This is a genomic window from Pseudomonas sp. PSE1(2024) (assembly GCF_050990555.1).
In the GTDB taxonomy this organism is placed as follows: Bacteria; Pseudomonadota; Gammaproteobacteria; order Pseudomonadales; family Pseudomonadaceae; genus Aquipseudomonas; species Aquipseudomonas aphyarum.
The window spans coordinates 6189937-6209962 of the sequence record NZ_CP158967.1 but is presented as its reverse complement, the minus strand read 5'-3'; the positions used below and the strand labels follow the sequence as shown (position 1 = coordinate 6209962).

Here is a 20026-nt window from a genome sequence, read left to right as displayed (position 1 = left end):
GGGTGCTGGCGAAATGAACGCGCAGCCTAACCCTTCGGACACATTCAGGAAAGTGTCGAAATGTGTCTCGACGTGAACATTTCCTACACGGACAATGGAAAGCGACTACCTGTCGCAGGGGTGCACATAACTGTAATACGTTGGTCATAATGGCCATCTATAACTGTCACGCTCGCCCGTTTGCGCGGGCTCAGGAGTCTGCCGTGAGCTTTACCCCAGCCAACCGTCTTTTCCCTGCCACCCGCCTGCGTCGCAATCGCCGTGATGATTTTTCACGGAGGCTGGTGCGTGAGAATGTGTTGACGGTCGATGACCTGATCCTGCCGGTGTTCGTGCTCGACGGTGAAAACCGTCGCGAAGCCGTGGCCTCGATGCCGGGTGTCGAGCGCCTGACCATCGACCTGCTGCTTGAAGAAGCCGCCAAATGGGTCGAACTGGGAATCCCGGCGCTGGCGCTGTTCCCGGTTACCCCGCCCGAACTCAAATCCCTCGATGCCGCCGAAGCCTGGAATCCCGAAGGTATCGCCCAGCGCGCCACCCGTGCCCTGCGTGACCGATTCCCCGAGCTGGGCGTGATCACCGACGTCGCCCTCGACCCGTTCACCACCCACGGTCAGGACGGCATTCTCGATGAAGAAGGCTATGTGCAGAACGACATCACTGTCGATGCACTGGTCAAACAGGCGTTGTCTCACGCCGCTGCCGGCGCCCAGGTGGTTGCCCCGTCGGACATGATGGACGGCCGCATTCAGGCGATCCGCGAAGCGTTGGAGCTGGCCGGTCACGTCAACGTGCGGATCATGGCCTACTCGGCCAAGTACGCGAGCGCCTATTACGGCCCGTTCCGCGATGCCGTGGGTTCGGCCGCGAACCTGGGCAAGGCGAACAAGGCCTCCTATCAGATGGACCCGGCCAACAGCGACGAAGCGCTGCACGAAGTGGGCGCGGACTTGTCTGAAGGCGCGGACATGGTCATGGTCAAACCCGGCATGCCGTACCTGGACATTTTGTTCCGGGTAAAAGATGCCTTCAAAGTGCCGACCTTCGTCTATCAAGTTAGCGGCGAATACGCCATGCACATGGCGGCGATCCAGAATGGCTGGTTGAGCGAAGGCGTGATCCTCGAATCCCTGACCGCCTTTAAACGTGCCGGCGCCGATGGCATCCTGACTTACTTTGCTGTCCGTGCCGCTCAATTGTTACGAGAGCAGAAATAGCCCTCCCAGGAACATTCGATGAATACCGAAGGACTCACTGAAGTTGCCGTAAAAGAAGCTCAACCCGTGGTCGAGCAGATTACCGAAACCCCGCCGGAACTGGAGCCAGCGCCACCCGCGCCGGCAACCGAGCCTGCCGCGGCGGTTCCGGCGATCGCGATTCCCGGCCTGGATGACAGCAGCCTGTACATCCACCGTGAGTTGTCGCAACTGCAGTTCAACATCCGCGTGCTGGAACAGGCGCTGGACGAGTCCTACCCGTTGCTGGAGCGGCTGAAGTTCCTGCTGATCTTCTCCAGCAACCTCGACGAATTCTTCGAAATCCGCGTCGCCGGCCTCAAGAAACAAATCACCTTCGCCCGTGAACAGGCCGGTGCTGATGGCCTGCAACCGCATCAGGCCCTGGCCCGCATCAGCGAGCTGGTGCACGGTCATGTCGACCGCCAGTACGCGATCCTCAACGACATCCTGCTGCCGGAGCTGGAAAAGCATCAGGTGCGCTTCATCCGTCGTCGCAACTGGACGACCAAGCTCAAGACCTGGGTGCGCCGTTATTTCCGCGACGAGATCGCGCCGATCATCACCCCGATCGGCCTCGACCCGACGCACCCGTTCCCGTTGCTGGTGAACAAGAGCCTGAACTTCATCGTCGAGCTCGAAGGCATCGACGCCTTCGGTCGCGACTCCGGTCTGGCAATCATCCCGGCACCGCGCCTGTTGCCACGGATCATCAAGGTGCCGGAAGAAGTCGGCGGCCCTGGCGACAACTATGTGTTCCTGTCGTCGATGATCCACGCCCACGCCGATGACCTGTTCCAGGGCATGAAGGTAAAAGGCTGCTACCAGTTCCGTCTGACCCGAAACGCCGACCTCGCGCTCGATTCCGAAGACGTCGAAGACCTGGCCCGCGCCCTGCGTGGCGAGCTGTTCTCCCGTCGTTACGGTGACGCCGTGCGCCTGGAAGTCGCCGACACCTGCCCGAAACACCTGTCGGACTACCTGCTCAAGCAGTTCAACCTGAGCGAGACCGAGCTGTATCAGGTCAACGGTCCGGTGAACCTGACGCGTCTGTTCAGCATTACCGGCCTGGACAGCCATCCGGAGCTGCAATACACGCCGTTCACGCCGCAGATCCCGAAACTGCTGCAGAACAGCGAGAACATTTTCAGCGTGATCAGCAAGCAGGACATCCTGCTGCTGCACCCGTTCGAGTCGTTCACCCCGGTGGTCGACCTGCTGCGCCAGGCCGCCAAGGATCCGCACGTTCTGGCCGTGCGCCAGACCCTGTACCGCTCCGGCGCCAACTCGGAAATCGTCGATGCGCTGGTAGACGCCGCGCGTAACGGCAAGGAAGTGACGGCGGTCATCGAGCTGCGTGCGCGCTTCGACGAAGAGTCCAACCTGCAACTGGCCAGCCGTCTGCAAGCGGCGGGTGCGGTGGTGATCTATGGCGTGGTCGGCTTCAAGACCCACGCCAAGATGATGCTGATCCTGCGTCGCGAGGCCGGCGAGATCGTGCGTTACGCGCACCTCGGCACCGGTAACTACCACGCCGGCAACGCCCGTCTGTACACCGACTACAGCCTGCTGACCTCCGACGACGCCTTGTGCGAAGACGTCGGCAAACTGTTCAGCCAGTTGATCGGCATGGGTAAAACGTTGCGCATGAAGAAGCTGCTGCATGCGCCGTTCACCCTGAAGAAGGGCATGCTCGACATGATCCTGCGCGAGACGCAATTCGCGCTCGACGGCAAGCCGGCGCACATCATCGCCAAGTTCAACTCGCTGACCGATCCGAAGATCATCCGCGCGCTGTACAAGGCCAGCCAGTCCGGCGTGCGCATCGATCTGGTGGTGCGCGGCATGTGCTGCCTGCGTCCGGGCATCGCCGGGGTTTCGCACAACATCCACGTGCGCTCGATCATCGGTCGCTTCCTTGAACACACCCGAGTGTTCTACTTCCTCAACGGTGGCGAGGAGCAGATGTTCCTGTCCAGCGCCGACTGGATGGAGCGCAACCTCGACAAGCGCGTCGAGACTTGCTTCCCGGTGGAAGGCAAGAAGCTGCTGACCCGGGTCAAGAAAGAGCTGGAGCTGTACCTGACCGACAACACCCACAGCTGGAGCCTGCAATCGGACGGCCGCTACATCCGCAACACGCCGACCGGCAACCAGAACCCGCGCAGTGCGCAGGCGACGTTGCTGGAGCGGTTGGGTAGCCCGATTTTGCCGGTCAGCAGCTGACCGCAGGTTTTAAAGCCATAAAAAAGGCGATCCATCCGGATCGCCTTTTTTGTGCCTGCCCGTTACTCAATGCACGGTCAGAACAATCCCCACCCGCGTCAGCCACTCGGCCTCAAGCCCGAAATCCGCCTGGGTCAGCTGGTTTTCATCCAGCCAGTTCTCCGGGAATTCCACGTCGAGGTTGCTGCCGTTGGCATGCAGTGCCACTTGCGGCATCGCCTGGGTGCCACGGATGTGGTGGAACAGGATGGCAAAGCGCAACAGCACGCACAGGCGGATCAGCTTGTCGCCGTCGTCGCCGAACTCGGCGAACTTGTCTTTGGGGATGTTGCGGCGGTGGCCGCGCACCAGCAGGGCGAGCATTTGCTGGTCTTCGCGGGAGAAGCCGGCGAGGTCCGAGTGCTCGATCAGGTAAGCGCCGTGCTTGTGGTAGTGATAGTGAGCGATGTCGAGCCCGACTTCGTGCACTTTCGCCGCCCAGCCCAGCAGTTCGCGCCAGATGCCGTCGTCCAGCTCCCAGTCCACGGCCACTTGATCAAACGCGTGCAAGGCTTTGCGCTCGACCCGTGCGGCCTGTTCCAGATCGACGTGGTAGCGCTCCATCAGCGAGGTCAGGGTGCGTTCGCGCACGTCTTCGTGGTGATGGCGGCCGAGCAGGTCGTAGAGCACGCCTTCACGCAGCGCGCCTTCGCAGTGATCCATGCGTTGCAGTTCGAGGGCGTCGAAGATCGCTTCGAGAATCGCTAGACCTGCCGGGAAGATCGCCCGGCGATCCGGCTTGATGCCTTCGAAATCGATCTTGTCGACATCGCCCAGCTTGAACAGGCGGCGCTTGAGCCACGCCAGACCTTCGGCATTCACTTCGCCGGTGCCGTGGCCGCCGGCCTTCAGCGCCAGGCCGATGGCGCGGATGGTGCCCGAGGAGCCGATGGCTTCATCCCAGGTCAGGCGGTGCAGGGCGTGTTCGATACTCATGATTTCCAGCCGCGCCGCCGTGTACGCCTGGGCGTAGCGGGCCGGGGTGATCTTGCCGTCCTTGAAATAGCGCTGGGTGAAACTCACGCAGCCCATTTGCAGGCTTTCGCGCAGCAGCGGTTCGAAACGCTGGCCGATGATGAATTCGGTACTGCCGCCGCCGATGTCGGCGACCAGACGTTTGCCCGGAGTGTCGGCGAGGGTGTGGGACACGCCAAGGTAGATCAGGCGGGCCTCTTCACGGCCGGAGATGACTTCCACCGGATGGCCGAGGATTTCTTCGGCGCGGCGGATGAATTCGCCACGGTTGCGCGCCTCGCGCAGGGCGTTGGTGCCGACGATCCGCACGGCGCCCAGCGGCATGCCGTTGATCAGTTGGGCAAAGCGCTTGAGGCAGTCGAGCCCGCGCTGCATGGATTCTTCGTTGAGCTGGCGCTCATCGTCGATGCCGGCGGCCAGCTGAACCTTTTCACCGAGCCGTTCGAGAATACGGATTTCGCCGTTCTGGGCCTTGGCCACGACCATATGGAAGCTGTTGGAGCCCAGGTCGATCGCGGCGATCAGGGACAGATTCTTGGCTTGGGATTGCGGCATGGTCAGGGGGTCTCGGTCGATAACCCCGACATCGTGCCACGATCAAACGCTGCCGCCAACGCGCATGGTTCAAACCCTTGATCCTGCGCATAAAAGCCAGGGACCGTTGCGCACTCAACGACGCTGATCGTTCCCACGCTCTGCGTGGGAATGCCTCAATGGACGCTCTGCGTCCGCTTTTGGGACGCGGAGCGTCCCGGGCTGCATTCCCACGCGGACGGTTCGACGCCTCGACGTGGGAACGAGCGGGTAGCAGGCCGTTTCAGGCAGTCGCTTCAACCGTGCCAATGAAATTCGCCAGCTCCGGCGTCTGCGGATCGGCAAACAGCACTTTCGGATCTCCCACCTCGTGCACCTTGCCCTGATGCATGAACACCAGCTTGTCCCCGACCTCCCGGGCGAAGCGCATTTCGTGGGTGACCATGATCAGCGTCATGCCTTCTTTAGCGAGCTGGCGGACCACGCTGAGCACTTCATTGACCAGCTCCGGGTCCAGCGCCGAGGTGATCTCGTCGCACAGCAACACCTTCGGCGACATTGCCAGCGCCCGGGCAATCGCCACGCGCTGTTGCTGGCCGCCCGAGAGGCGTTCCGGGAACGCATCGAACTTTTCACCCAGGCCGACGCGCTCCAGCATCTGCCGCGCCAGCTCTTGCGCCTTGGCCTTGGGCACTTTCTGCACCACTTGCGGCGCGAGCATCACGTTTTCGCCGACGGTCAGGTGCGGAAACAGGTTGAACTGCTGAAACACCATCCCGACTTTCTGCCGCAGGCTGCGCAGATCGGCGCGTGCGGCGTCGAGGTATTCGCCGTCGACTTCGATCACGCCGTCGTTGATCGACTCCAGGCCGTTGAGGGTGCGCAGCAGGGTGGATTTGCCCGAGCCGCTGCGGCCGATAATCGCCACCACCTGGCCTTCCTCGACGCTCAGGTCGATGCCTTTGAGCACGTGGTGATCGCCGTAGTATTTATGCAGGGCGGAAATTCTAAGCAGAGGCATGCAGTCTCCTTTCCAGGTAGCGCGCACTGAGGGACAGGGGGTAGCAGAGCAGGAAGTAGCCCAAGGCGACGAGGCCGTAGACCATGAACGGTTCGAAGGTGGCGTTGGCGAGCATGCCGCCGGTCTTGGTCAGTTCGGTGAAGCCGATGATCGAGGTCACGGCGGTGCCTTTGACCACTTGCACCGAGAAGCCCACGGTCGGCGCCACGGCAATGCGCAGCGCTTGCGGCAGGATCACGTAGCGCAGTTGCTCCAGCGGATTCAGCGCCAGGCTCGACGAAGCTTCCCACTGACCGTTGGGAATCGCCTCGACGCAACCGCGCCAGATCTCCGCCAGATAGGCGCTGGTGAACAGCGTCAGGGCAATCGCCGCCGCCATCCACGGCGAAATCTCCACCCCGGCCAGCGCCACGCCGAAGAACACCAGAAACAGCTGCATCAACAATGGGGTGCCCTGGAACAGTTCGATCCAGGTGCGGGCGATGCTGCTGGGCAGCGGGTTTTTCGAGATGCGCATGATCAGGATCAGCAACCCGACGATCCCGCCGCCGATGAACGCTACCAGCGACAGCGCCAGCGTCCATTGCAGGCCGGTCAGCAGGTTGCGCAGGATGTCCCAGAACGTGAAGTCGCTCATTGGCTGCTCCTTGCGCTGCTTTTCGACAGGTAACGCCGGCCGAGCCAGTTCAACAGCTGACGGATCAGCAGCGCCATGCACAGATAAATGAGGGTGGTCAGGGCGTAGGTTTCAAAGGCGCGGAAGTTGCGTGACTGAATGAAGTTGGCGGCGAAGCTCAACTCTTCGGTGGCAATCTGCGAACACACTGCCGACCCGAGCATGACGATGATGATCTGGCTGCTAAGCGCCGGCCAGACCTTGCCCAGCGCAGGCAGCAGTACCACGTGGCGGAACGCTTCGAAACGGCTCATCGCCAATGCCGCCGCTGCTTCCAGCTGCCCGCGCGGAATCGCCTGGATGCCGGCGCGGATGATCTCGGTCGAGTACGCGCCGAGGTTGATCACCATCGCCAGCACCGCCGCTTGCCACTCGGAAATCTGTACACCGAGGGACGGCAGGCCGAAGAAGATGAAGAACAGTTGCACCAGGAATGGCGTGTTGCGGATCAACTCCACATAAACGCCGAAGATCGTCGAGAACGGGCGGATGTTCCACGCCCGCACCAGCGCCCCGACGATGCCCACGCCAACCCCGAGCAGCGCGCCGATGGCCGTCAGCTCAAGGGTGAACAGCGCCCCGCGCAGCAGCAGGTCGGTGTTTTCCACCACCGGCAAGAAATCGAACTGATAGGCCATGAAAGTCTCCCGCGTCGCCGGTCAGAGGTCGGCCGGCAGCGGCTCTTTGAGCCAGGTCTGCGCGTTCTTTTCCAGCGCGCCGTCAGCCTTGGCGGTGGCCAGGATCTCGTTGACCTTGCCCAGCAGCGCCGGCTCGTTCTTGTTCACGCCGACGTAGACCGGCGAGTCCTTGAGCTTCACTTTCAGCGCGGGGACGCGTTTCGGGTTCTTTTCACTGATCGCGACCATCACCACGTTGCCGCTGGCGATCAGGTCGACCTGGCCTGCGAGGTAGGCGGCGATGGTCGAGTTGTTGTCTTCGAAGCGTTTGATGGTCACGCCTTCGGGGGCGACCTTGGTCAGCTCGATGTCTTCGATGGCGCCACGGGTGACGCTGATGGTCTTGCCCTTGAGGTCGTCGAGGGTGCTGACGGCTGCGTCCGGCGGGCCGAATACGGCGAGGTAGAACGGCGCATAGGCGCGGGAGAAATCGATGACCTTCTCGCGCTCGGGGTTCTTGCCGAGGCTGGAAATCACCAGGTCGACCTTGCCGGTGGTGAGGAACGGGATGCGGTTGGTGCTGTTGACCGGGGTCAGTTCGAGTTTGACCTTGAGCTGCTCGGCCAGCAGTTTCGCGGTGTCGATATCGAGGCCGCGCGGCTTCATGTCCGGGCCGACCGAACCAAACGGCGGGAAGTCCTGGGGCACGGCGACTTTCAAGGTGCCGCGTTTGACCACGTCATCCAGACCGTCGGCATGGGCGGGGGCCTGGCTCAGCATCAGACCGGCAAACAGGGCGGCGAGGAGGGCGCTGTAACGCTTCGTCATGGACAATCTCCGGATCGGCGGGAAGTGAATTCTGCGATCGGACAGAGCATGGGCCGTGCCAAGACAACGGTTCAGCCCCGCAAAGCCACGGGTTTAGCGGGTTTGTTCGGTCTTACTGGTCTGAACAGTCAGGTCGGGTTTCGCACTGCGATAGCGCATCGATGCGCACCGTCGAACCCCGCTGGGGCACGACTTGCCTGATGCCTCGAATAGCTTTACAACTGGCCGCACCTTGGCCTGGTCCGTCTGGAAAACCATGAACTCGATCTCCCGCGCCGTACCCGAAGTGGCGCTGCAAGCGATCCGCAAACTGATTACTGAGCAGGGCTTCGGCCCCGGCGATGCGCTGCCTTCGCAACGGGATCTGGCGGTTCAGCTGGGTGTCAGTCGCGCGTCATTGCGTGAGGCGTTGTCGTCCTTGAGTGCGCTGGGGGTGGTCAGCATTCAGCCGGGTAAGGGCGTGTTCGTGCAGGCGCCGGTGGAATTGCCGCGCGGCGAGGGCGCACCGGCCTGGCCCTTTGCAGCCCAGGCTTCGCCGCTGGAGATCTTTCAGTTGCGCTACGCGCTGGAAGGGTTCGCGGCCGGATTGGCGGCGGTGACGCTGAGCACGTTTGATCTGGACGAACTGGAAGACAACGTCGCCGCCATGCGCGAGCAACTGCGCGCCGGCGATTTCGAGGCAGCGGCGAAACTGGATTTCGAATTCCACCGGCGAATCCTGCTGGCCAGCGGCAATCAGGCGATGCTGAGCATCCTCACCGCCAGCGCCGACATCTTTCTGGAGAGCCAGAAACTACCGTTCATCCGCGCGGAACGGGCCATGGAAACCTGGCAGGAACACCGCAAGATCCTCCGCGCCCTGGCCCGCCGCGCCTCCGCCGCCGCGCAGAAAGCCATGCAGGAGCACGTGCGCAACGCGGCCCTGCGTACCGGAATTTCCTTCATCGCCCCCGCCAGCGCGTGACTTGAGCTATACCCAAACTCATCGAGTGCCATAGCAAGACTCAATCATCTGCGGCTTCCTGAACAAGGGAAGGGCGGCTATGATGGGCCACGTTTTTTTGCTTACAACCTGGAGAATTCCATGAGCAGCGATCTGATCAAACACGTTAGCGACGCTAGCTTCGAAGCCGACGTACTCAAGGCCGAAGGCGCTGTCCTGGTCGACTACTGGGCTGAATGGTGCGGCCCTTGCAAAATGATCGCTCCGGTTCTGGACGAGATTGCAGAGACTTACAAAGGCAAGCTGACCGTTGCCAAACTGAACATCGACGAAAACCAGGAAACCCCTGCCAAGCACGGCGTACGTGGTATTCCGACCCTGATGCTGTTCAAGAACGGCAACGTGGAAGCGACCAAGGTCGGCGCTCTGTCGAAGTCGCAACTGGCTGCTTTCCTCGACGCCAACATCTAAGCGTCGCGGTAAAGATTGTCCTCAAAAAGCCCCGCAAATTGCGGGGCTTTTTGCGTATTCAGGGCTAGACGCTCCGAAACTCAGGTGATACATTCGGCCCCGCACTGGTTTCTCCACTGCCCCCTGCTAGCCGTCGCCGACGCACTCCTTTTCGAATAAGTACGCGATCCTGTCGCCTTCTCCGCGGCGCGGCCTCATTAAGCCAAAAGCTTAATTTCCCCCCTCCATAAATGATTACGTCATTCCTATATGAATCTGACTGAACTCAAGCAAAAGCCGATTACCGAACTGCTCGAATTGGCCGAACAGATGGGCATAGAAAATATGGCCCGTTCGCGCAAGCAGGACGTGATTTTCTCCCTGCTGAAAAAGCACGCTAAAAGCGGTGAGGAAATCTCCGGTGATGGCGTGCTGGAGATTCTCCAGGACGGCTTCGGCTTCCTGCGCTCCGCTGACGCTTCCTATCTCGCCGGCCCTGACGACATCTACGTCTCGCCGAGCCAGATCCGCCGTTTCAACTTGCGCACCGGTGACACCATCGTTGGCAAGATCCGCCCTCCGAAGGAAGGCGAGCGTTATTTCGCCCTGCTCAAGGTCGACACGATCAACTTCGATCGTCCTGAGAACGCGAAGAACAAGATTCTCTTCGAGAACCTGACCCCGCTGTTCCCGAACGTGCGCATGAAGATGGAAGCCGGCAACGGTTCCACCGAAGACCTCACCGGTCGTGTGATCGACCTGTGCGCCCCGATCGGCAAAGGCCAGCGCGGTCTGATCGTTGCACCGCCGAAAGCCGGTAAAACGATCATGCTGCAGAACATCGCAGCGAACATCGCCCGTAACAATCCTGAAGTTCACCTGATCGTGCTGTTGATCGACGAACGTCCGGAAGAAGTGACCGAAATGCAGCGCACCGTGCGCGGCGAAGTGGTTGCCTCGACCTTCGACGAGCCGCCGACCCGTCACGTGCAAGTGGCTGAAATGGTGATCGAGAAGGCCAAGCGCCTGGTCGAACACAAGAAGGACGTGGTGATCCTGCTCGACTCCATCACCCGTCTGGCCCGTGCCTACAACACCGTGATCCCGAGCTCCGGCAAGGTGCTGACCGGTGGTGTCGATGCCCACGCCCTGGAGAAACCGAAGCGTTTCTTCGGCGCTGCGCGCAACATCGAAGAAGGCGGCTCGCTGACCATCATCGCCACCGCGCTGGTTGAAACCGGCTCGAAGATGGACGAAGTGATCTACGAAGAGTTCAAGGGCACCGGCAACATGGAGCTGCCACTGGACCGTCGTATCGCCGAGAAGCGTGTGTTCCCGGCCATCAACATCAACAAGTCCGGTACCCGTCGCGAAGAGCTGTTGACTGCCGACGACGAACTGCAGCGTATGTGGATCCTGCGCAAACTGCTGCACCCGATGGACGAAGTGGCGGCCATCGAGTTCCTGGTCGACAAGCTGAAAACGACCAAGACCAACGACGAATTCTTCCTGTCGATGAAGCGCAAGTAACATCGTCGGTTGATTCAGAAAATGGCGTCCCTCAGGGGGCGCCATTTTTTTTGCCTGTTTTTTGTCCGGGACGATGGGAGGTTTGCGATCTGGTAAGGTCATTGAGTTGGCAAAACAAAGAAGCAGCATTCAAGGCTGTACAAAAATAACCATCTGATTGGCATCAAGGATTTATGAGCACACTCGCTTATCGAAGGGATATCGACGGCTTGCGCGCAGTCGCTGTAATTGCCGTGGTGTTGTTCCATTTTGGCGTCCCCGGAATTACCGGCGGTTTTGTCGGCGTGGACGTGTTTTTCGTGATCTCCGGTTACCTCATCACCTCGATCATCTGGAACCAGCGCCAGGCGGGCAGGTTCAGCTTCGTCGAGTTCTGGTCGCGGCGAGCGCGGCGGATTCTGCCGGCGCTGTTTGCGATGATCATCGCGGTGCTGGCGTTAGGCTGGTTCCTGCTGGCGCCCAAGGACTACGAAGAACTCGGGCGTTCGGTGCGCTATCAGGTGATGTTCGTCTCGAACATTCTGTTCATGCGCCAGGACGGCTATTTCGATGTTGCCTCGGACCTCAAACCGCTGCTGCATACCTGGTCGCTGGCGGTGGAGGAGCAGTTCTACATCGTCTTTCCGCTGTTGCTGACCCTGATGTCGAGCCGCTTGAAACACTGGCGGCTTGCGCTGTTCGGCATCTTGCTCGTTTCGTTCGGGTTGAGTGTCTGGGCGGTCCATCATCACCCGGAAAAAGCCTTCTTTCTGTTGCCGATGCGCGCGTGGGAGCTGTTGGCCGGTGCGATGCTGGCGATCGCGCCGAAGCATGCCTGGCGCCTCAAGCCGATGGCCGCACAACTGTTGAGCCTGCTCGGCATGGGCCTGATTCTGTTGGCGGTGTTCGGTTTCGACAAGCGTACGCCGTTCCCCGGTGCGGCCGCATTGCTGCCGGTGCTTGGCGTCGTGCTGCTGATCCTGGCCAACGGTCATCGCCAGACCTGGGTGGGTCAATTCTTGAGCAGCCGGGTCATGGTCGGCCTGGGTCTGATTTCCTATTCCTGGTACCTGTGGCACTGGCCGGTGTTCGTGTTTTCCAGCTACGCCAGCGTCGAGGAACCGAGCGCCTTCGACAGTGCCGGGCTGATCCTGCTGACCCTGGTGCTGGGTTATCTGTCGTGGAAATTCGTCGAGACGCCGTTTCGCGAGCGGCGTTTGTTGGCCGGGCGTCGGCAGATTCTTCTGGCCGGCGCTTTCGGTGTGCTGGTACTCGGGCTGGCCGGGCAAACCCTGCGCTGGACTGATGGGTTGCCGTGGCGGTTGTCCGATCAGGCGCTGCAATACGCCAAGGGCCGCGAATGGCGGCCGGAACTGATGGCATGCCTGGCCGACGACAAGACGCCGGATGACAAACTGTTCTGCCGCTACGGCCAGCAGGACCGCCCGTCACGTGCGCTGGTCTGGGGTGACAGCCATGCCACGGCGCTGATTCCGATATTCGACGATGGCGCCAAAGCCCATGGTGTCAGCGTAATCCTCGCCAGTTCGGCCGGTTGCGTTCCGGTGGCGGGAATTGAACATGACGCCCGCTGCGCACGGTTCAATCAGCGGGTCGAACAGGCACTCAAGCCGCAGAACGTCAGCGATGTGGTGCTGGTCGCGCGCTGGAGCCTGTATCTCTATGGCGACACGAAAAGTGGCCTGGATCACGCATTGAAAGCAGCCGACGGACATTACGACCGGGTCATCGCCGAGCAGCGTCTGGCCGAAGGCCTTCGTGCACGGGTGGCGCAGTTGCGGGCAGGCGGGCATCGGGTCTGGCTGGTGAAAGAGGTGCCGTTGCAGGCGTTCAGTCCGCCGTACCGCCTGACGCGGCTGGCGATGCTGGATCGCCCGGTGGATGACGTCGGGCTGAATGTCGCCGAACACCACAAGCGCCAGGCGTTCATCAGTCAGCTGTTCGCCGATCTGGCAAAAGACCCGGCGGTGCGAGTCATCGATCCGGCGCCGAAGCTGTGCGATGAAAGCGGCCTGTGCCGTGCCGAGCTCGGTGGTTACTCGCTGTACACCGATGACAATCACCTGTCGGAAGTCGGTGCGCGCTTCGTGGCGCCGATCCTCGAACCGCTGTTTGTCGGCCTGCAGGCCAGGGCAAATCTCGGAAAAGGTCAGGCGAATGCAGCCAAGTAAGCAGTGACGGGCTGCCAGCGACCGGCATAGCAGGTAGGATGTACGCCTATTTTGAGGGTGCCATCGTCAATGAAATTCAAGGATCTTCGGGATTTCGTGCAGCAGCTTGAGCAGCGCGGAGAGTTGAAACGCATCCAGATTCCCGTCTCGCCGGTGCTGGAAATGACCGAGGTGTGCGACCGCACGCTGCGGGCCAAGGGCCCGGCGCTGCTGTTCGAGAAGCCGACCGGTTACGACATCCCGGTGCTCGGCAACCTGTTCGGCACCCCCGAGCGGGTGGCCATGGGCATGGGCGCCGAGTCGGTCAGCGAGCTGCGCGAAATCGGCAAGCTGCTGGCATTCCTCAAGGAGCCTGAGCCGCCGAAGGGCTTGAAGGACGCGTGGTCGAAGCTGCCGATCTTCCGCAAGATCATCGCGATGGCGCCGAAGGTCGTCAAAGACGCGCCGTGCCAGGAAGTGGTCATCGAAGGCGATGACGTCGATCTGGCGATGCTGCCGGTGCAGACCTGCTGGCCGGGCGACGTGGCGCCGCTGATCACTTGGGGCCTGACCGTCACCAAGGGCCCGAACAAGGACCGGCAGAACCTTGGTATCTACCGTCAGCAAGTGATCGGCCGCAACAAGGTCATCATGCGCTGGCTCAGCCACCGTGGCGGCGCCTTGGATTTCCGTGAGTGGTGCGAAAAGCATCCGGGGCAGCCGTTCCCGGTGTCCGTGGCCCTTGGCGCGGATCCGGCGACCATTCTCGGCGCCGTTACTCCGGTGCCGGACAGCCTCTCCGAATACGCCTTCGCCGGTCTGCTGCGCGACAGCCGCACGGAACTGGTGAAGTGCCGTGGCAACGACCTGCAAGTGCCGGCCACTGCCGAAATCATTCTTGAAGGCGTGATCCATCCGGGCGAAATGGCCGATGAAGGCCCGTACGGTGACCACACCGGTTACTACAACGAAGTCGACAGCTTCCCGGTGTTCACCGTCGAGCGTATTACCCATCGGATCAAGCCGATCTACCACAGCACCTACACCGGCCGTCCGCCGGATGAGCCGGCGATTCTCGGCGTGGCGCTGAATGAAGTGTTCGTTCCGATCCTGCAGAAGCAGTTCCCGGAGATCACCGACTTCTACCTGCCGCCGGAAGGCTGCTCGTACCGCATGGCCGTGGTGACGATGAAGAAGTCGTATCCGGGCCACGCCAAGCGCGTGATGCTGGGTGTCTGGTCGTTTTTGCGACAGTTCATGTACACCAAGTTCGTTATCGTCACCGACGACGACATCAACGCGCGGGACTGGAACGACGTGATCTGGGCCATCACCACGCGCATGGACCCCAAGCGCGACACGGTGATGATCGACAACACGCCGATCGACTACCTCGACTTCGCCTCGCCGGTGTCGGGGCTCGGCTCGAAGATGGGCCTGGACGCCACCCACAAGTGGCCGGGCGAAACCACTCGCGAGTGGGGCCGCGTCATCGTCAAGGATGACGCCGTCACCCAACGGATCGATGCCATCTGGAATCAGTTAGGAATAGATTGATGCGTGTAACCCTGCAGCCCTCCGGAGCGGTGCTCGAGATACAGCCCGGAGAGCGGATTCTCGATGGTGCGCGGCGCCTGGGCTACGAATGCCCGCAAAGCTGTCGCAACGGCAATTGCCATGTGTGTGCGGCGCTGCTGGTGGAAGGCCGGGTCGAACAGGCCGGCAAGGTGCACGACCACGGCGAGTTCTACACTTGCATAGCGGAGCCGCTGGAAGACTGCATCGTGCTGTGGGATGGCGTGCTCGCGCTGGGAGAACTGCCCGTGCGCAGCGTGTCGTGTCAGGTCATCGAATGCCGGGACGTCGGTGGCGATACCTTTCGTGTGCGCCTGCGGGCACCGGCCGGCAAGCCGCCGCGCTACCACGCTGGCCAATACTTGATGATCGAGCGCGAGAGCGGCGAGAAGTCGGCGTTCTCCATGGCCTCGGCGCCCCACGGCGGGCGCGATCTGGAAATCCATGTGCTGGCGCGCGAATCCAGTGCGCTGAGCCTGATCGATCAGCTCACGCGCAACCCGATGGTGCGGGTCGAGCTGCCGTTCGGCGACACCCATCTGGCGGAACTGCCGGACGGGCCGCTGGTGCTGATCGCCGCCGGCACCGGCATGGGCCAGATCCACAGCCTGATCGAACATTGCCGGGCCAATGGCTTCAAACATCCGGTGCACTTGTACTGGGGCGTGCGTCGTCCGGAAGATTTTTACGAAATCGAACATTGGGACGAATGGCTGAAGTTGCCCAATCTGTTCCTGCACAAGGTCGTCAGTGATCAGTGCGGCTGGGAAGGGCGCTGTGGCATGTTGCACGAAGCGGTCTGTGAGGATTTCCCTGATCTGAAGCCGCTGCACGTCTACGCCAGCGGCTCGCCGGCGATGGTCTACGGCACGCTGGACGCGCTGGTGGAAGCGGGGATGGATGCTCATCAGATGCGTGCGGATGTGTTCGCTTACGCGCCTCGCTCGTAAGTTCGTTATAACTCTCTATATAGCCGATCGGTATTTATGTAATTGCATAAATGCCGGTAGGTTATATATCAATCAGGCAATCAATTAAGAACTGTGCCATGGCACTCAAATTGCCTTAAAACATATGTGCCTTATTGTTACAGCGGTGCGTTCTATTAAGTAATTCTTCACCCGCGGGGAGCTGAACGCTATTCGCCATGAGCGCCATTGAAAACGCTTTTCTGAACCTGGCTTACCCTCCGCGGCTCGATCTTGGGCCGCAGCTGACGCACGAACAACTTCTCGCTTCCATGCAATCGACCATGGCGCGCCACAAAGGCGGGCCGGTGTGGCTGTTCGCCTACGGCTCGCTGATCTGGCGGCCGGAATGCTCCGCCGTCGAGCGGATGCGCGGGCGAGTCCATGGCTACCATCGCGGTTTGTACCTGTGGTCCCACGAACATCGCGGCACGCCGGAAATGCCGGGTCTGGTCTTCGGTCTGGATCGTGGCGGCTCGTGCAGCGGCTTCGCCTACCGGTTGCCGGAAGACAATCTGGACAGCGCGCTGTATGCGTTGTGGAAGCGCGAGATGCCGTTCCCGTCCTATCGGCCACACTGGCTCAACTGCCGACTCGAAGATGGCAGCCAGGTACAGGCCTTGGGATTTGTATTGGAGCGACACCTGCCCAGCTATGCCGGCAATCTGCCGGATCATGTGCTGAGCCAGGTGTTCGAAAGCGCTTGCGGGCGTTACGGCACCACTCGCGATTATGTCGAGCAGACCGCTCACGCCCTGCGTAGCCACGCCATGCCAGACCGGAATCTGGAGGCGCGGCTCAAGCGCTGTAAGTCAAAGGCCGATCAGGCGACTGCTTCGCGGCTCTGACTGGCGACTTGCTTGTGCCACAGGGTCGGGGCCAGGAAGGCCATCGACAGCAGGCAAGCGCCCACCAGCAGCACGAAACCGCCATCCCAGCCGAAATGGTCCACGGTGTAGCCCATCGCTGCACTGGCCGCGACCGAACCACCCAGATACCCGAACAGACCGGTGAAGCCTGCGGCAGTGCCGGCGGCTTTCTTCGGTGCCAGTTCCAGCGCCTGCAGGCCGATCAGCATCACCGGGCCGTAGATCAGGAAGCCGATGGAGAACAGCGCGATCATGTCGACGGTCGGGTTGCCGGCCGGGTTCAGCCAGTAGACCAGAGTCGCGACGGTCACCAGCGCCATGAACACCATGCCGGTCAGGCCACGGTTGCCACGGAAGATCTTGTCCGACATCCAGCCGCACAGCAGCGTGCCCGGAATCCCCGCCCACTCATAGAAGAAATAGGCCCACGAGGTTTTATCCACGGTGAAACCCTTGGCTTCCTTCAGGTAGGTCGGCGCCCAGTCCAGCACGCCGTAGCGCAGCAGGTAGACGAAGACGTTGGCCATGGCGATGTACCAGAGCATTTTGTTGCGCAGCACGTATTTGACGAAGATTTCCTTGGCGCTGAATTCGTCTTCGTGGCTGGCGTCGTAGCCTTCCGGGTAGTCGTTCTTGTACTTCTCGATCGGCGGCAGGCCGACCGACTGCGGGGTGTCGCGCATGGTCACGAAAGCGAACACCGCTACTGCCAGAGCCACGGCAGCCGGGACGTAGAACGCTGCGTGCCAGTCGTTGAACAGGCCCATGCCGATCAGGAACAGCGGGCCGATCAGGCCGCCGCCGACGTTATGCGCCACGTTCCACACCGACACCACGCCGCCACGTTCCTTCTGCGACCACCAGTGCACCATCGTGCGTCCGCTCGGCGGCCAACCCATGCCCTGGGCCCAACCGTTGATGAACAGCAGGATGAACATCATGGTCACGCTGGAGGTTGCCCAAGGCGCGAAACCGAAAATGAACATGACTCCGGCCGATACCAGCAGGCCGAATGGCAGGAAGTAACGCGGGTTGGAGCGGTCGGACACCAGGCCCATGAGGAACTTGGACAGACCGTAGGCGATGGCGATGGCCGACATCGCCAGACCCAGATCGCCACGGCTGTAGCCTTCGTCGATCAGGTACGGCATGGCCAGCGAGAAGTTCTTGCGCAGCAGGTAGTAACCCGCGTAGCCAAAGAAGATGCCGGCGAAGATCTGCCAACGCAGGCGTCGGTAGGTGCTGTCGATTTTTTCTTCAGGCAATGGAGCCTGATGTGCGGCAGGACGAAAGAAAGCAAACATTCAAGAGCTCCAGATTTCTTGTTTTGACTGCGGATGCGAATGTTACAGTTTCGTTACCGAAAATAGCACCGCTTCCCATCGGCAAAACAGCGGAAATGTTGGAAGTCGCGCGTTCCTTTATGAACATGTCGCTCAGATATAAGTACGCGGCGCTGTGGGAAATGTTACTTCGACGTCTTCCTGCCGGGTTTCATGGCTTTGTAGGGCACAGATTTGGGAAATGTCCTGCGAACAATGCGGAAGGCGCGGCGTTCTGTTTCAGGCTGCCGGGCTCTACCCTTTTGACGGTGCCAATCGGGCACTCGTGCGGTGAAGGGGGGGAGGGCTCATGCGGTGGTGTGTGTTGCTGTTTTTGCTGATGGCATCGGGAGGTGCGTGGGCGGTAGAGGTGCTGCTGATCCCGGAAAACAACCCGAAGCCGATCTATCCGTTGGCGCTTTTCAGGGCGGGTGTTACAGGAGAAGTGGGGGCCGAGTTCACCGTCCATGCCGACGGTTCAGTCGACCGGATCAGCTTTGCGCCAAGCAGCCATCCGGAGCTGATCGAGGCGGTCAGGATTGCCGTCGAGCAATGGCGTTTCAGGCCGTGGACCGTCGAGGGCGACAGGCCGGCAGAGAGGCGAGTCCTTGCGCCGATGGTATTCAGGCTGGATCTGGATCAACCCATCCACATCAACCAGCAACTGAAAGCCTTGAAGTGCCGAACCCTGAACGAATATCTCGGCGACATTGCGGAACAGTCGTGGATCGATACCAAGGTGTTCGTTCACACCAGGGCCTACCTTTCCAATGTTTTCCACAAAGCGCAGCTGCCGGACGAACAGCGCCTCGATATGATCGCCAGACTGAACAAGCGGATTCCGACGATTGTCCGGGGATGTCGCGACAGTCCGGTCCGGACTTACATGAGTCTGTTGCCGGAGGACATTCGCAGTTTGATGTAGGGCTGGAGTGCTCTGAAGGGCGACCCGGCAGTTGCCATCAATCCCGGGTCGCCCGATCAGCTCAGCGCACTTGCACCACAACCTTGCCGACAGCCTTTCGCTGCCCGAGATCATTGATCGCCTGTGCGGCATTGCCCAGCGGATAGACCTGCGACACCAGCGGTTTCAGCTTGCCCTCGGCAAACCAGCCGAACAGTTGCTGGAAGTTCGCCGCGTTGTCCTGCGGCTGGCGCTGGGCGAAGGAGCCCCAGAACACGCCGAGCACTGCCGCGCCCTTGAGCAGTGCGAGGTTGACCGGCAGTTCGGGAATGCGGCCGCTGGCGAAACCGACGACCAACAGGCGGCCGTTCCAGGCGATGGCGCGGATGGCCTGATCGAACAGGTCGCCGCCGACCGGGTCGTAGATCACGTCGGCGCCCTGGCCGTCGGTCAGGCGCTTGATCTCGTCCTTGAGGCTGGTTTCGCTGTAGTTGATCAGTTCGTCGGCACCGGCCGCCTTGGCCACGGCGAGTTTTTCCGCGCTGCTGGCGGCGGCGATCACCCGGGCGCCCATGGCTTTGCCGATTTCCACAGCGGCCAGGCCGACGCCGCCGGAGGCGCCGAGTACCAGCAGGGTTTCACCCGGTTGCAGGTTGCCGCGCTGTTTGAGGGCGTGCATCGAAGTGCCGTAGGTCATGCTGAAGGCGGCGGCGGTGTTGAAATCCATCGACGGCGGGATCGGCAGCACGTTGTAGCCCGGCACCGCGACCTGCTCGGCGAAGCTGCCCCAGCCGGTCAGGGCCATGACCCGATCGCCGACCTTCAGGTGACTGACCTTTTCACCGACTTCGCTGACCACGCCGGAGGCTTCGCCACCTGGGGAGAACGGGAAGGGCGGCTTGAACTGGTACTTGCCCTCGATGATCAGCGTGTCCGGGAAGTTGACCCCGGCTGCGTGCACGTCCAGCAGGATTTCGTTCTTCTTGGCGACAGGACTGGCGACGTCTTCCAGCACCAGCGATTCGGCAGGGCCGAAGGCTTTGCACAGCACGGCTTTCATCAGGGCTATTCCTTTGGGAGTGATGGCCGATAAGTGTAGGTGTGGCAGTCAACGGGTCAACGAGCATGCCCGGCCCTGATAGTCCGCCATAAGCTTGTGCTTGC

The 20026-nt window shown here is 61.3% G+C and carries 17 protein-coding genes; 10 read left to right on the top strand and 7 right to left on the bottom strand.

The features are described 5' to 3' along the window. Window positions 1-203: 203 nt before the first annotated feature. A complete protein-coding gene (gene hemB / locus ABTV87_RS28335; protein WP_007951836.1) occupies window positions 204-1217 on the top strand; it encodes a porphobilinogen synthase in 1014 nt (337 codons plus the stop codon). Window positions 1218-1235: 18 nt separating this feature from the next. Then, entirely contained in the window at window positions 1236-3461 is a 2226-nt protein-coding gene (gene ppk1, locus ABTV87_RS28330) for a polyphosphate kinase 1 (protein WP_007951835.1), read from the top strand. Window positions 3462-3527: 66 nt separating this feature from the next. On the opposite strand, the gene ppx is transcribed toward ppk1, so the two are convergent. The 5 genes from ppx to ABTV87_RS28305 all read right to left on the bottom strand — a co-directional run bounded on the left by ppx (window position 3528) and on the right by ABTV87_RS28305 (window position 8151). Beyond that, complete coding sequence (gene ppx, locus ABTV87_RS28325; protein WP_085606039.1) at window positions 3528-5030, bottom strand: exopolyphosphatase; 1503 nt, start codon at window positions 5028-5030, stop codon at window positions 3528-3530. 262 nt (window positions 5031-5292) lie between these two features. After that, complete coding sequence (locus ABTV87_RS28320; RefSeq protein WP_064600296.1) at window positions 5293-6030, bottom strand: amino acid ABC transporter ATP-binding protein; 738 nt, start codon at window positions 6028-6030, stop codon at window positions 5293-5295. After that, window positions 6017-6667 carry an amino acid ABC transporter permease gene (locus ABTV87_RS28315; protein ID WP_007951832.1) on the bottom strand — a complete coding sequence of 217 codons (651 nt, stop codon included), beginning with the start codon at window positions 6665-6667 and terminating at the stop codon, window positions 6017-6019. Before ABTV87_RS28315 ends, ABTV87_RS28320 begins: the two co-directional genes overlap by 14 nt. Further along, window positions 6664-7344, bottom strand: a complete 681-nt coding sequence (locus tag ABTV87_RS28310) for an amino acid ABC transporter permease (RefSeq protein WP_085606035.1) — start codon at window positions 7342-7344, stop codon at window positions 6664-6666. Before ABTV87_RS28310 ends, ABTV87_RS28315 begins: the two co-directional genes overlap by 4 nt. Window positions 7345-7365: 21 nt before the next feature. Further along, complete coding sequence (locus ABTV87_RS28305; protein WP_085689913.1) at window positions 7366-8151, bottom strand: transporter substrate-binding domain-containing protein; 786 nt, start codon at window positions 8149-8151, stop codon at window positions 7366-7368. A gap of 256 nt (window positions 8152-8407) precedes the next feature. Here ABTV87_RS28305 and ABTV87_RS28300 point away from each other — a divergent pair, with 256 nt between their 5' ends. The 7 genes from ABTV87_RS28300 (at window position 8408) to ABTV87_RS28270 (ending at window position 16615) form a co-directional block, all read left to right on the top strand. Continuing rightward, window positions 8408-9115, top strand: coding sequence for a FadR/GntR family transcriptional regulator (locus tag ABTV87_RS28300; protein WP_007951828.1), 708 nt, complete (start codon window positions 8408-8410; stop codon window positions 9113-9115). Between the two features lie 120 nt (window positions 9116-9235). Beyond that, on the top strand, window positions 9236-9565 hold the full coding sequence (gene trxA, locus ABTV87_RS28295) for a thioredoxin TrxA (RefSeq protein WP_003206727.1): 330 nt from the start codon (window positions 9236-9238) through the stop codon (window positions 9563-9565). Between the two features lie 249 nt (window positions 9566-9814). After that, entirely contained in the window at window positions 9815-11074 is a 1260-nt protein-coding gene (rho, locus tag ABTV87_RS28290) for a transcription termination factor Rho (protein ID WP_007951825.1), read from the top strand. Between the two features lie 173 nt (window positions 11075-11247). Further along, window positions 11248-13245, top strand: a complete 1998-nt coding sequence (locus ABTV87_RS28285; RefSeq protein ID WP_433898706.1) for an acyltransferase family protein — start codon at window positions 11248-11250, stop codon at window positions 13243-13245. 69 nt (window positions 13246-13314) lie between these two features. Then, on the top strand, window positions 13315-14781 hold the full coding sequence (ubiD, locus tag ABTV87_RS28280) for a 4-hydroxy-3-polyprenylbenzoate decarboxylase (RefSeq protein ID WP_007951823.1): 1467 nt from the start codon (window positions 13315-13317) through the stop codon (window positions 14779-14781). Beyond that, on the top strand, window positions 14781-15749 hold the full coding sequence (locus ABTV87_RS28275) for a CDP-6-deoxy-delta-3,4-glucoseen reductase (protein ID WP_085606029.1): 969 nt from the start codon (window positions 14781-14783) through the stop codon (window positions 15747-15749). Before ubiD ends, ABTV87_RS28275 begins: the two co-directional genes overlap by 1 nt. Window positions 15750-15946: 197 nt before the next feature. Beyond that, on the top strand, window positions 15947-16615 hold the full coding sequence (locus ABTV87_RS28270) for a gamma-glutamylcyclotransferase (RefSeq protein ID WP_085606027.1): 669 nt from the start codon (window positions 15947-15949) through the stop codon (window positions 16613-16615). Here the strand turns inward: ABTV87_RS28270 and glpT are convergent. Beyond that, on the bottom strand, window positions 16591-17940 hold the full coding sequence (glpT, locus tag ABTV87_RS28265) for a glycerol-3-phosphate transporter (RefSeq protein WP_007951819.1): 1350 nt from the start codon (window positions 17938-17940) through the stop codon (window positions 16591-16593). The two genes, ABTV87_RS28270 and glpT, sit on opposite strands and share 25 nt — an antisense overlap. A gap of 328 nt (window positions 17941-18268) precedes the next feature. Between glpT and ABTV87_RS28260 the strand changes: the two genes are divergently transcribed. Next, complete coding sequence (locus tag ABTV87_RS28260) at window positions 18269-18883, top strand: energy transducer TonB (protein ID WP_085606023.1); 615 nt, start codon at window positions 18269-18271, stop codon at window positions 18881-18883. A gap of 61 nt (window positions 18884-18944) precedes the next feature. On the opposite strand, the gene ABTV87_RS28255 is transcribed toward ABTV87_RS28260, so the two are convergent. Next, window positions 18945-19922 carry an NADPH:quinone oxidoreductase family protein gene (locus ABTV87_RS28255; protein WP_007951816.1) on the bottom strand — a complete coding sequence of 326 codons (978 nt, stop codon included), beginning with the start codon at window positions 19920-19922 and terminating at the stop codon, window positions 18945-18947. Window positions 19923-20026 lie beyond the last annotated feature (104 nt).